The sequence below is a fragment of the Paenibacillus sp. FSL R7-0210 genome (genome assembly GCF_038009085.1).
Classification (GTDB): domain Bacteria; phylum Bacillota; class Bacilli; order Paenibacillales; family Paenibacillaceae; genus Paenibacillus_AQ; species Paenibacillus_AQ silagei.
Genome location: NZ_JBBPAR010000001.1, coordinates 874,704 through 887,104, shown reverse-complemented (window position 1 = coordinate 887,104; position 12,401 = coordinate 874,704). Strand labels below are relative to the sequence as shown.

Annotated in this window: 10 protein-coding genes; 2 read left to right on the top strand and 8 right to left on the bottom strand. The window is 53.8% G+C overall.

Features of this window, described 5'->3' with window-relative positions; genetic code table 11:
- The first annotated feature begins 157 nt into the window (after window positions 1-157).
- Both MKY64_RS03915 and MKY64_RS03910 read left to right on the top strand, forming a co-directional pair.
- Entirely contained in the window at window positions 158-1,033 is an 876-nt protein-coding gene (locus MKY64_RS03915; RefSeq protein ID WP_340951019.1) for an AraC family transcriptional regulator, read from the top strand.
- Window positions 1,034-1,065: 32 nt separating this feature from the next.
- The gene (locus MKY64_RS03910) at window positions 1,066-1,962 is read left to right on the top strand and encodes an alpha/beta hydrolase family protein (RefSeq protein ID WP_340951015.1); all 897 of its coding nucleotides are present in this window, start codon (window positions 1,066-1,068) and stop codon (window positions 1,960-1,962) included.
- A gap of 62 nt (window positions 1,963-2,024) precedes the next feature.
- On the opposite strand, the gene MKY64_RS03905 is transcribed toward MKY64_RS03910, so the two are convergent.
- The 8 genes from MKY64_RS03905 to MKY64_RS03870 form a co-directional block, all read right to left on the bottom strand.
- Window positions 2,025-3,614 (bottom strand): helix-turn-helix domain-containing protein, encoded by a 1,590-nt coding sequence (locus MKY64_RS03905; RefSeq protein ID WP_340951012.1) that lies wholly within the window; start codon window positions 3,612-3,614, stop codon window positions 2,025-2,027.
- A 1-nt stretch (window position 3,615) separates the two neighbouring features.
- Window positions 3,616-5,334: a sensor histidine kinase gene (locus tag MKY64_RS03900; protein WP_340951009.1), complete on the bottom strand. Its 1,719-nt coding sequence runs from the start codon at window positions 5,332-5,334 to the stop codon at window positions 3,616-3,618.
- A 317-nt stretch (window positions 5,335-5,651) separates the two neighbouring features.
- On the bottom strand, window positions 5,652-6,443 hold the full coding sequence (locus MKY64_RS03895; protein WP_339310753.1) for an alpha/beta hydrolase: 792 nt from the start codon (window positions 6,441-6,443) through the stop codon (window positions 5,652-5,654).
- A 26-nt stretch (window positions 6,444-6,469) separates the two neighbouring features.
- Window positions 6,470-7,936: a sucrose phosphorylase gene (gtfA, locus tag MKY64_RS03890; RefSeq protein WP_340951007.1), complete on the bottom strand. Its 1,467-nt coding sequence runs from the start codon at window positions 7,934-7,936 to the stop codon at window positions 6,470-6,472.
- Window positions 7,937-7,949: 13 nt separating this feature from the next.
- On the bottom strand, window positions 7,950-8,906 hold the full coding sequence (locus MKY64_RS03885) for a carbohydrate kinase family protein (protein ID WP_340951004.1): 957 nt from the start codon (window positions 8,904-8,906) through the stop codon (window positions 7,950-7,952).
- Between the two features lie 97 nt (window positions 8,907-9,003).
- Window positions 9,004-9,936: an alpha/beta hydrolase gene (locus tag MKY64_RS03880; RefSeq protein WP_340951002.1), complete on the bottom strand. Its 933-nt coding sequence runs from the start codon at window positions 9,934-9,936 to the stop codon at window positions 9,004-9,006.
- Between the two features lie 46 nt (window positions 9,937-9,982).
- On the bottom strand, window positions 9,983-10,957 hold the full coding sequence (locus MKY64_RS03875) for a LacI family DNA-binding transcriptional regulator (RefSeq protein ID WP_340950999.1): 975 nt from the start codon (window positions 10,955-10,957) through the stop codon (window positions 9,983-9,985).
- Between the two features lie 426 nt (window positions 10,958-11,383).
- A complete protein-coding gene (locus MKY64_RS03870; RefSeq protein ID WP_036724067.1) occupies window positions 11,384-12,373 on the bottom strand; it encodes a LacI family DNA-binding transcriptional regulator in 990 nt (329 codons plus the stop codon).
- Window positions 12,374-12,401 lie beyond the last annotated feature (28 nt).

The window sequence follows — 12,401 nt, the reverse complement described above, 5'->3', positions numbered from 1 at the left end:
TTTTGAAAAAACGTGCTGCTGTTCGTCCTGTGGAATTATTCAACAAAATCACTCACAATAAACGTAATACAAGTCGCCCTGCTGTATTCCGCAAAAAATATCATAACCGGGCGTTTCAGCTGTCGTACAGTGATAATATCTCTATGGAGGCATTCATGTGAACTATAAGGATTCAGTAATCAAGGCTATTTCCTATATTGAGAATCATCTGACCGATGAAAGTTTAAGCGCCAAGGTTTCGGAGGCTGCCGGCTATTCGCCTTACCATTTTCACAGGATCTTCCTGTCAGTGACCCGATGCTCCGTCTCAGAGTACATCCGTAAGCGGAGATTGACACATGCGGCATACGACTTATTTCATACCCGCCAAAGGATTATAGATATTGCCATCCAGTACCGATTCGAGTCCCAGGAATCCTTCGCCCGGGCCTTTCGGAAAATGTTCTCCATCTCGCCGGGACAATTTCGCAAGCAAAGGGACATGAAAGACACGTTGTTCCGGGCCATGGAGAAGCTTCCATTGGATGGAGCGGGGCTGCAACATTTGCATACGGGTATTTCCCTCGTGCCAGCTTTTGTCTGCCTGGACAACCTGCATTTGGTCGGCATGTCGATACCGGGTGTCAATTCGGACGAGGTCGGAATGCTATGGCGGAGCTTTAGGCAGCGTGTGTTTGAGATTACGCGCAAGCCGGATACGGAAGACCTGTTTTATGCGGTCATTGAACTTACGGGCGAGCAGTGGGAGGTTACTTATACCGCTTGTGTCGAGGCGGCCAGCGAGGAGAGTACGGTTCCCTTGGGAATGGCCGCTAAGCTGCTGCCCGCGGCAACTTATGCGGTTTTTACTCATAAGGGAACATTAGCGAGGCTCAACGATACGTTCCAATACATTTACGAGACCTGGTTACCCCAGTCTGGCAGCGTTCGTACGAATGCCCCGGAGTTCGCACGTTACGACCAGCGGTATCTGGGACCGACGAACGAGGATTCGGTATTGGACATATATATTCCCGTTAGCCCGCCAGCTTAGGAGCGTACCGCTCAAGGAGAGAAGAATTTAAGATGAACACAGAAGCATATATGAATGAAGGATACGCAGGATGCTGTGAGGTACAAATTACAGATAACTCTTTGAGGGTGACCTATCCTATGATCGTGATGTATCCGACAGACGTACCGGAACAGGCGGACCGTCTAGGGCAATACCCGTTGGAAGTGGCCAGAGACGCGGCGCCGAGGGAGGGGAAGTTTCGGCTGGTCCTCATGTCACACGGTACAGGCGGTTCGCCGTTTGTGTACGGGTCACTTGCCCGGCATTTGGCACGCAGCGGCTTTATCGTTGGCCTGCCCGAACATCCGCATAATAACCGGAACGATAATAGTTGGGAAGGTACGGTCCCTAACCTCACCTATCGCCCCCGGCATCTTCGCATGGCCGCCGACTGGTTTTTTGAAGATGAGAGGTTCAAGGGGCTTATCCGGCCGGGAAGCTTCTCGGTCATCGGGCATTCCATGGGCGGCTACACCGCGCTGGCAGCAGCTGGCGGCATCCCAACCTCCTTCCCTAATGAGAGCCCAAACGGAAAGCTGCAGCAAATCAATGTTCCTATGGATTCGCGAATCCAGTCCCTAATTTTACTGGCCCCGGCGTCCGTCTGGTTCCGGAATGAGGGGGCATTAAGCGGCGTTCGTCTCCCCATTCTCATGCTGGACGCGGAGCGGGACCCGTACACCCCTCCATTTCACGCTCAGATCATCTTGAAAGGTGTTGCCGAACCACGGATGATTCACTATCGGACGGTGGAGAATGCCGGACACTTTTCCTTCCTGAGTCCTTTTCCGGCTGCGATGATTTCACCCGCCTTCCCCCCCTCACAGGACCCGCCTGGCTTTGATCGTGTGCAATTTCACGAAGCGCTGAAGACCGAGGTAGTACAGTTTCTGTTGACTTATGATTAGGAAACGAAATGTATCGCAAGAGGCTCTGCTTCTCTCGGGGAAACGCGGAGCCTCTTCCGATCCTAGTGCTTATGCTTGGAACGGTAGGCTGCCGGGGTTTCGCCTGTCCATTTTTTGAACACAGTGGAGAAATAGGAGAGGGTATCGAAGCCGGTATCCATGGCAATCTCCCCGATGCTCGCCGTGCTCTCCACCAGCCTCTGCTTCGCCGCTCTGATCCGGCAGTCGTTCAGGTACTCCTTCACGCTCTGGCCGGTCCCGTGCTTGAACACCTTGGCCAGATAATCCGCGGTCAGATATACGCTTGCGGCAACATCCTCCCGGCTGAGGTCCTGGGTATAGTGCTCCTGAATGAACCGTTTGGCCCGCTCGACCACCCCTTCGGACTGCAGCACCTCCTTAATGGAATCCAGCGTCTTATCCGTCAGCGCCTGCGCCCATTTCATGAAGTCGAACACGCTGCTCTCGGCATCCTGGGCCAATTGCTGGCTGAGCTCACCCTCGAAGAGACGATGAGCTTGAATGTGGTGCCGCGCGAGCAGCGAATAGACCACTTGAAGCAGGTCCTCGCGGATCGAATGGAGTGTTGCCGCATCCAGCTTGTTCAGGCTCGTCAGCAGCTCCAGTTCTTTCTTGAGCCGGTTCACAATCTGCGCCTTCTCCTTCTGGACGAACAGCAGGGTGAACAGCTCCGTATCCAGGGTGAAGCGCTCGGTCAGATCTACCTGGAAGGGCTTATTCGGCAAATGCAGCTTCCCCCGGAAAATAATGTTCGCCTCGTCCGCCTGCTCCAGCTCCGTCTTAAGCTGCGCCAGGCGGGAGATCGCCGCAGGCTCACTGAAGTAACAGGTAGCCGTACATTTCAGATACTGTCTGGACAGCCGGATGATCTCTCCGGCGCTCACCTCCAGCTCCTTCATATCCGCCGGATTCTCCACAATGATCGCATTGTAGAATACTTTATCGACCTGATAGGCAATCATCCGGCCGCTGCCCACCCGGCTGCTGAGAATTTCAGAGACCAGGTTCGAGAGGGCATAATGGAAGATGCTCTCATCCCATTCCCGTTCAATCTGGGAGCGGGGAACACTTACCAGCAGCAGCCTGTATTCTGCATGCACCGGAATGGACAGCTCCCGCTTCTGCACCTCACTCTGAATCAGCTGTGGCCGGGGAGAGATTGTCGCCGTCAGCACATCGCTCCAGAAGCTGCGTTCTATCAGATCCTGGTTCTTCAGCCACGCATGGCCCAGCTTGCTGTATTCGCCTAACATAATTTTGTTCTTCAGCGTATCCATAGACTTACGCAGCGCCGCTTCCAGCTCCTGCTTGTCCAGCGGCTTGACCAGATACGAGTCTGCGTCATATGAGATCGCCTGGGAGGCGAAGGTGAAGCTCTCATGACAGGTCAGGAAGATGAATCCGCCCTCATATTGACGCTCTCTGGCCCACTTGATCAACTCAATGCCCGAGCCGCGCGGCATTTCAATATCGCAAATCATCAGATCCGGCTCGCCGTGCTCGAAGAGTTGCTTCGCATCCTGTATATTATGAGCGGTTAGCACTTCCGTAATTCCGAATTCCTCCCAATTCACAATACCGCGCAACGCTTCAATTGTAGGAATATCATCGTCAATCAGCATACAACGCATATTATCCTCCCTCTAAGCCGGGCTGGCCCCATTCGAGTGGCTTCACAGGAATCCATAGCTCAACCCTCGCACCTGTAGTCTCGATATTCGACAGCTTAAGCAGATCTTCCCGTTTGTAGAGCAGTCTGAGAGTCTTGCGGATATTGGCAATGCCCACTCTGCCTCCGTCCTCCCCTGCCTCTTCGCGCTCCGGCTGATCCAGCCATTCAGAAGCGAAGCCCGCCCCGTTATCTTCAATGACAATACTGACAAATGGACTATCGTCCCGCAGCTCCATCCGCACCCTGATGAAAATAGACAGCAGCTCCTGAACGAACATAGCATGCTTGAACGTATTCTCCACAAAGGTCTGAATCATGAATTGGGGAACCGGCACCTGCCGCGCTTCCTCCTGCATCTCGATCATGAAAAAAATCTGCTCAGGATAACGGATCTCCTGCATCCGGATATAATTCTCAGTGTGCCGGATCTCCTCCTCCATCGTCACTTCCATCAGCCCTCCTCTGAACATATACCGGAGGTGCTCGGAGAGGCAGTGGATCAGGCGGCGGATCTCCTCGTTTTTATTCTGATAGGTTAGGCTGGTGATCGTTGAGATCGCATTCAGGAAAAAATGGGGCCGGATCTGCATCTGCAGATACTTGATCTCGGCGCGGCTGATTTCGATCTGTTCTTCATAGGACTGAATCTTCAGATCCTTGATCTCACTGACCATGGACTCCAGCGCATGGAACAGCTTCAGGAATTCCAGGGAATACGGGGTATTCTGCGGAATCTGGTATTCCAGCTGCCCCTGCTCGACCGCCTTCGCCGCCTTCACCAGCTCCAGAATCGGCCTCAGCACATCTCTCGTCAGGAATCTCAGCACCAGCGGCACCACGATGACCGAGAGCACCGCCAGCAGGGCGATCCCCCACTGAATCAGCTTCAGGCCCGAGAACAGACTGCCCTTGGCAACCATTTGAGTCATCTGCCCGAACTCGCCGATCGGTTCAGATACAATCAGGTAATCCCGCTGATACTGCCTGCTTAAGCTCTCAAGCGTCGTATCCCCTTCATTAAGAGAGATATTATTCGCTGCCAGGATCATTCCCTCCGAGTCACTCAGCACATAACGGTTCTTATCATTGCCTCCCCTATCAACCATAGCCAGCAGCGTGTCCGCTTTCACCAGCGTTCCGAAGCTGACTCCTGAATAAGTAATATATTTGAACAAGTAGGACTCGCCGCGGATCTGGAAGACCTTCCATTCCCCGCTATGTTCTGCCGGAGCCGTACTGAATTTATGCATATTGATAAAATCCACCAGAGCCAGCTTATCCTCCGATTGAATCCGGCGGTTGAACTGCTCCAGCACCAGCTCATCCGAGAGCCTGATGAACATGCCGTCGCTCGAATTATCGCCTGCTATTTTTGCCTGCAGGCTATTCTTGAGCTGCTGGACCTTGAAATACCGGCTGTTCTCATCCATCCCCGCCGAATTCACCGCAGTATCCACGTTATGGTCGAACACCTCAATGAGGTCCTTGGAGAAATTGTTGAAGTTATTATGAATATTGGCCTGATAGAGGGCCAGTGTATTACGCGAGCTGGTCAGTGCATTGCTCCGCACCACCTCCAGGGAGTAGATGTTACTCAGAACAAGGATGGACAGCAGGATCGCAAGAATCACTGTCATCTGCAACGCAAATTTGAACACGATACTGTTGGTTCGGATCATCCCCGCCTCTTCCTTTCCCCGGAATTCAGCACGCCCCTGAGCCGATACCTTCTTAGGCCGGACCCAGGGGCGTATAAGTATGCAATTTGCTGTTCTAGTTGTTATATTGATTATGATTAAAAGTTTCTCTTTTTGGGGATGGCCGTGACTCCAGAGAAGTTTTGGACTTCCGGCCGCTGTTGTATACAGATTTCTTAATTATTACCTCTGATCGAGGTGGAAATCCGTATACAAAGGCGGACGCTACCGCTCCTACAGTTCCAAAATTCCCCTCCGCCACTTTTCCCTGTCTGTTTTTATAAAGTTAATCAATAAAGTTAGTTAGCCGCCCAGTCCAGCGCAGCTTCAATATGCTTATCCCAGTACGCCCAGTTATGGTCGCCAGGGCCTTCTTCATAGTAATGGGCGGCCTGCTCGCCTTCCAGGAACTGATGGAACCGGCGGTTCACATCCAGCAGCATATCCTCGGTTCCGCATGCCATATACAGCTCCGGCAGGGCAAGTCCCTGCGCCTTCACATCACGCACCAGCTGCTCAGGGTCTTTGTCGCTGCCAAGCAGCCTACTCAGATCGCCGAAGACGCTGGCATAGTAGGAATAACTGGCAATTCCGTCTTTATAGTCTGGGGAAATATTGGCAACTCTATACGGAATTAAGGCCGAGGATAAGGCGATGATCCGGCCGAAGCGCTCCGCGTATTTCAGGCCGTTGCGGATTGCCCCGTAGCCGCCCATGGATAAGCCGCCGATCCAGGTATCCTCTCTGGCTGCTGATAGCGGGAACAGCTTGCGGGTGAAGTCTACCAGCTCTCTGCCAATATACTCACCGTAGTATTCTTCTCTTAGCTCATCATTGACATAGAAGCGGTTCTCCCCGGCCGGCATGAATACTGCCACCTGGTGCCTGTCTGCCAGCTCCCTGATCCTGGAGAAGTTCAGCCAGTCGTTCTGGCTGCCGGAGAAGCCGTGCAGCAAATAGAGCGATCTCAAGGGCTGGCCCGACCAGGCAGGCAATCCCCAGCCCTCCGGCAGATCCACCGGCAATATGGCCTGGATCGTGACCTCCCGCTTCAGACTTGCCGAGAACAGGCTGATTTGCATTGTAGCCATCATCATTCCCCCTTAACGAATTAGAATCAGACCCAGTATACCGCTTCTTGTCCCTGCTGATCTATATATTCGATAACAGTCTTATAATTCTGCAGGTTAATATGCAGCCGGCAATATGCTGTTCCCTGCTCCCACATCAGCCTGATTTCATCCGCCTCTGCCTCTAGCACCCGGAAGGTTCCATGGAAGGCGCTATACTCATTGCGGAAGCGGATTAGCTTCATCAGCCGCTGCACGACCTCCCGCTCACTCTCCGCTGCAATCTCCTCCAGCGTATAGTTATGGCGGTTAATCTCCCGGCCTTCCCCCGTCAGGGCGACCTGCTCCAGATCATTGCGGCCAGCCAGCAAGCCTACATAATAGACCTGCGGAATACCCGGTACGAAGAATTGAATCGCCCTTGCTGCCAGGTACGCATCGTCATCCTCATTCAGTGCGCTGTAATAGGTGCAGCGGATCTGATGGACATCGAAGCCATCCGGGGCCTTATGCTCCTCGGACAGAATCAGGCTCAGGTTCGCTCCGCGCTCCACGCAGAGATCCACCAGCTCCCGGGCTTCCTTGGTATCGATCAGATCATCCAGGTCGGGCTTCACCGGAACACCGTCATGACAGTCCAGCATCGTGAACTGCTTAGGCGAACGGGTCCGCAGATAGTCGTACAGCGCCGTATTGGATCTGCCGGTAAGCGCCTCAAGCACGCGGTAAGGCAGAATGAAATCATAGATCCAGCAGCCGTATTCCGATAGCTTAGTCTGGATACTGTGATGCGCATGTACCTCCGGCAGCAGCTCTATGTCCAGCGAATCCGCCATCTCCTTAATCCAGTCCAGGAATTCATAGATCTCCGGCTCCACATAGAAACAACTGGTGCCCAGCTTCTTGATCACGTACCCGACCGCATCCAACCTGACAATCTTGACATTCTGCTCTTTGAAGTTCAGGAAGAACTGCCGCAGCAGGTCGCGGGTGAGCGGAGAATGGATATCCAGATCAATCTGCTCGGAAGGATCGGTTTTGCCAAAAGTGGTCCAGACCTTCTCTTCCACCCCTCCGGAGGTAGTGAACGTAGAATAAGGCAGCGGCCGCCGCAGGAACATCTTCTCGATATCCGCACGCGCAGGCTCGCCATTCTCCCAGATCTTGTCCAGGGTGATGAACAGATCCGCATATTCCGAAGCCCGGCCATGCTCCAGGAAGTCCTGGAAATACGGCGATTGCCTGGAGATATGATTGACCATCAGATCCACCAGCACATCGAATTCTTCCCCGATGCTGCGGATGTCCTCCCAGCTGCCGAATTCCGGCTCGATCTCCAGATACGTCAGCGGCGCAAAGCCGCGGTCCCCCGAAGAAGGAAAGGGCGGAAGGATGTGAATCCCCCCGGCAAACAGCCCGGCGAAGGGACCGCGCAGCACCTGATGGAGCTGCTTCAGGTCTCCGCCCAGGGAATCGGGATAGGTAATTAACTGTACTTGATTCTTCAGTGTCATCTTAAGAAGCCTCCTACAGGTTGAATTGTTGCTTAATGACCGCAAGCGCAGGCAGATCGACTACCGCACCGGTGAATTTCAGTTTGTACGCGCTGACAGCAGATCCAAGCTCCAGCGCTTCTGTGAGCGTATATCCTTTGATAATAGCTGTATAGAATCCAGACCAGAAGGCATCTCCTGCTCCCGTCGTATCTTCAATCTGCGTCGCCTTGGTCGCAAAGGACATCGTTTCGCTGCCGGTGGAGACGAGTGCCCCGTCCTTGCCCAGCGTCAGAATGACCAGCTTCGCACCAAGCGCAAGGAATCTGGCGATCTGCTCCTCCGGCGTGCCGGGACCGAACAGACGCTCAGCGTCATCCTCGGAAGGCTTGATGATATCCACCTTCGGGATGATGCTTTTGACATAGGCTACCCCGTCCTCTCCCTTCTGCCAGATCGAGGGATGATAGTTGGGATCGAAGCCGATCAGCACCTTATGCTTCCGCGCCGTCTGGATCACCCGCTCCACCGCCCTACGGGATGGGGTCCTGGAGATCGGCCAGCAGGAGAAGTGGACAATTCTGGAATGAATCAAGGCTTGCTCCAGCGCCTCATTGTACTCCAGCCGGTAATCCGCCGCACGGTAAAAGATTGGAACCGGCGTAGCCTGACTCTTGGTAATCACCACCATACTGGTAGAATCATCGACCTGCTGGATGCCGCTTGTCGCCATTCCGGCGCTCTGCAGCCGGTTGATCAGATAGTTGCCCAGGCTATCCCTGCCCACCGCCGAAGCCACATGCGACCGGATGCCCAGCTTCCCCGCATTAATGGCAATATTTGAAGGCGATCCGCCAAAATAACGGGTATATCCATCACTTACCGTATCCTCGCCGTATTCATTGGAGATCATATCCACGAGCAGCTCGCCCACTGTTAACACATCGTTCGCCTTATCTTCAAATGGTATTGTCTCTCCGAGTTTAAACACCCGCACTCCCCCTTGGTACTCCAGTATCCTTGTGTCATATCCATTCTATGGTCTCTGTGTACACAATACTTTCAAAAACCCGTCCTCTTTTTACAATTTAAGAGTTCAAGGCTCTTGCCAGGGCATGGATGTATCCCTCTCTGGCTCTGCGGCTGACTTCGGCTGCAGGGACAACATGCTCGAAGCCATGATAGCCCCCCGGGTAGAGATGAAATTCCACTTCTACACCGGCCTGTGCCAGCCGGGCCACATAGTCAATCGTCTCATCACGGAACGGGTCGAGCTGTCCGACGCAGGTATAGGCGGGCGGAAGTCCCGCCAGTTGATCCGCACGGCCGGGTGCCGCATACGGGGAGGTGTCTGCGCCCCCGGCAGTACCGCCCAGGTACATCTCCCACGCCACCAGGTTGTTCGCCCGGTTCCACACCGCCGGGTGCGTGACCTCATAACTCGAAGGTGTAATGTTGCGGTCATCCAGCATCGGATACAGCGGAAGCTGGAAGCAGAGGGCAGGACCGCCCTTGTCTCTCGCCATCAGGGCCAGAGCCGCCGCCAGACCGCCGCCTGCACTCGCTCCGCCCACGGCAATCCGGGCCAAATCGATGCTCAGCCCATTGTTGTTATCGGCCAGCCACACAAGCGCTGCATAAGAGTCCTCAATGGCTGCCGGGTACGGATGCTCCGGGGCAAGGCGGTAATCGGGCGACACGACCACACAGTTGGCCGCGAGGACGAAGCTCTCGCATAACGCATCGTCACCGCTCGGCTGGCCCAGAATATAGCCGCCGCCATGGGTCCAGAGTAGGGCAGGCAGCTTATGTTCACTTCGCTGAGCCGGTTCATAAATTCTGATCCGAACCGGCCCGGAGCCGGCAATCAGAACCCGTTCCGTAATGCGGACGCAGTCCGACTGTTCTGTAGGCAACGGGATATTATTCCGGGCTGCGGCCAGATCCTCCGGCAAATGCAGCGGCGGCAGGCCAGCGATCCCTTCCCGTAAATCCGGGGCTACGCGGTAAATGAAATCCATATATATTTCCTCCATATCGTTCGAATGTGAATGAATCCTGCGTGCTTCAAGTGGTCCCCTTCTCCGATAACCGGACGGGAAGAATCGTCTCCAGCGGAACCGGCTCGCCGGCAATCTGCTGAAGCAGATATTGAACAGCCAGCTCGCCCATCTTCTTGATCGGCTGGACGATAGTAGTCAGATCCTCCGCCTCCAAGGCAGCAATTCCGTCATAGCCTACGACCTTGACTTGACCGGGCACGGCTCTGCCCAGCCTTCTGCACTGCTTCAGCACCTGTAGCGCCAGCATATCGCTGCTCGCGAATACGCCGTCCAGCTCAGGGCGTTCCTCAAAAAGACTGCTGACCAGCTTCTCGTAATCCTTATACTTAAATCCGTTCAGATCGGTTTGCCGGACGGTATATTTCACATCTTTCCTCTTGACCTGCTCCAGGAAGGCGTCATGCCTTTGCTTGGCCAGCAGATTGAGGCGCAGATTCCCGCTGAGATAGGCGATGCTCCGGCATTTTTTGCGCAGCAGCAGCCTGGTGGCCAGCACTCCCCCCTGATAGTTATCCGAGGCAATGAACGGAATCGACTTAGAGATCTGCCGGTCCAGCGACACCAGCGGCAGGCTGATTGACTTGTAATCGTTCACGCTCATCGTATGGCTGCCCATGATAATGCCGTCAACCCGGCTGGCCCGCAGCAGATCGATGTATTCTTTCTCTTTTTTCTTATGATGCAGGGAATTGCACAGCATAAGCTTATAGCCTTGTTCATAGGCATAGGCCTCAATATGCTTGGTTACCTCTCCGAAGAACGGATGGGAGATATCCGGCAGAATCAGGCCGATCATATTGGACTTCTTGCGCAGCAAGGAGCGTGCCACCTCACTCGGATGGTAATTCAGCTCCTCCATGGCATCGTTCACCTTTTGCTTCAGACTCTCACTGAGGTATCCCCGGTTATTCAGCACACGGGAGACGGTAGTGACGGAGACGCCGACCTTCTCGGCAACATCTTTGATGGTTACAGCCATCCGTACCTCCTGACCCGGGTCAGCCTTCTTCCTCTGTTCAGCAGAACAAGGCAAGGTTCTATGTTAACCGGTTGATATAATAGGACAGCAGCAGCTTCAAAACTGTAAGAATGGTTTAATTGCAATCTGTACAGCTAAATCGCCGGATATACTGGCGAATCTCAGTTTAGCTGTATTTCGTGCAATTAAGATACCTCTATACCTGGATTTTCGCCCATTCCAGCAAATTTAGTTGTATGAAATACAGTTAGGGAAGGAATACCTTCCTTTTCACTTTTTTTAGTTGCACCGAATACACTTATCTCTGATTATGCGAAAAACTGAACCTAATAAGTTAGGTGGTTTCCTCTTATGATCCAATCCATAAATTTAAACCTGACGCTCTACTAAGGCAGACACTGGCAGGGAAGCTGCCAGTCCTGAGTATCAGGTCGTGCCGCGCTCCACAGCCGTTACCGGGAACGTGTTCACCATCGCCACCGCCTGGCCCTCGATCTGCCGGACCGCCAGCTCCATAATGGCTTCGCTCATCTCTTGAATCGGCTGCCGGACAGTGCTTAGACGCGGTGAGATCATAGAAGCCAGCTGCACATCATCATAGCCCACAATGCGCATGGCTGAAGGAATCTCCTTGCCGAGCAGGTTGCAGGCATGAATGACCTCGGCGGCAATCACATCACTGCTGGCAAATACGCCGTCGATCTCAGGATGCTCCTGGAGGTAGGCGGCGATGGCGGTGTCCCCTCCGGTATAGCTCCCCTCATTGACCTCCAGCTGCAAGTACAGCGGCGCAAGCCCGGCGCGCTTCAGCTCTTCTTCGTACCCCTGCCTTCTCAGGCCGGCCAGCATGAAGTGATGCTGGGGACCGTCGATCCCCCGCTGGATATAGACCGTGTGCCGGCAGCCCTGGCCGGTTAATAACCGGGCAGCCAGCCGGCCGCCCTCCAGATTATCCGAGGTAACCACGGGGATGTCCTCGGAGATTACACGGTCGAAGGAGACGATTGGCAGGTCCAGGTGAAGATAATGCTGCACATCCAGCACGGCACTGCCCATGATGATGGCGTCAACCTGATTTTTTTTGAGCATCTCGATATAATCCACTTCCTTGGAGACGTTGCGGTTGGAATTGCAGAGCAGCAGCTTGTAGCCCTTAAGGTCTGCGTAATATTCAAGATAAGCGGTCAGCTCGGCAAAAAAAGGATGGGAAATCGCCGGGATGATCAGCCCGATCATATTGGATTTTTTGCGGAACAGGGCCCGGGCCATTTCATTCGGCTGATAGTTCATTTCCTTCATCACCCGGTAGACCTTCTCCTTCGTCTTGTCGCTAATATACCCTCTATTGTTAAGGACTCTGGACACTGTATTCACAGAAAGTCCTGCCTGCTTCGCAACATCCTTCAGATTCGCCATAGAAACCACCTTGCTTTTTAGTTCCAAT

Coding starts and splice junctions, on each gene's coding strand:
- MKY64_RS03880 (WP_340951002.1), bottom strand. CDS start 9,936: ATGGATTTCATTTACCGCGTAGCCCCGGATTTACGGGAAGGGATCGCT.
- MKY64_RS03900 (WP_340951009.1), bottom strand. CDS start 5,334: ATGATCCGAACCAACAGTATCGTGTTCAAATTTGCGTTGCAGATGACA.
- MKY64_RS03895 (WP_339310753.1), bottom strand. CDS start 6,443: ATGGCTACAATGCAAATCAGCCTGTTCTCGGCAAGTCTGAAGCGGGAG.
- MKY64_RS03870 (WP_036724067.1), bottom strand. CDS start 12,373: ATGGCGAATCTGAAGGATGTTGCGAAGCAGGCAGGACTTTCTGTGAAT.
- MKY64_RS03875 (WP_340950999.1), bottom strand. CDS start 10,957: ATGGCTGTAACCATCAAAGATGTTGCCGAGAAGGTCGGCGTCTCCGTC.
- gtfA (WP_340951007.1), bottom strand. CDS start 7,936: ATGACACTGAAGAATCAAGTACAGTTAATTACCTATCCCGATTCCCTG.
- MKY64_RS03905 (WP_340951012.1), bottom strand. CDS start 3,614: ATGCGTTGTATGCTGATTGACGATGATATTCCTACAATTGAAGCGTTG.
- MKY64_RS03910 (WP_340951015.1), top strand. CDS start 1,066: ATGAACACAGAAGCATATATGAATGAAGGATACGCAGGATGCTGTGAG.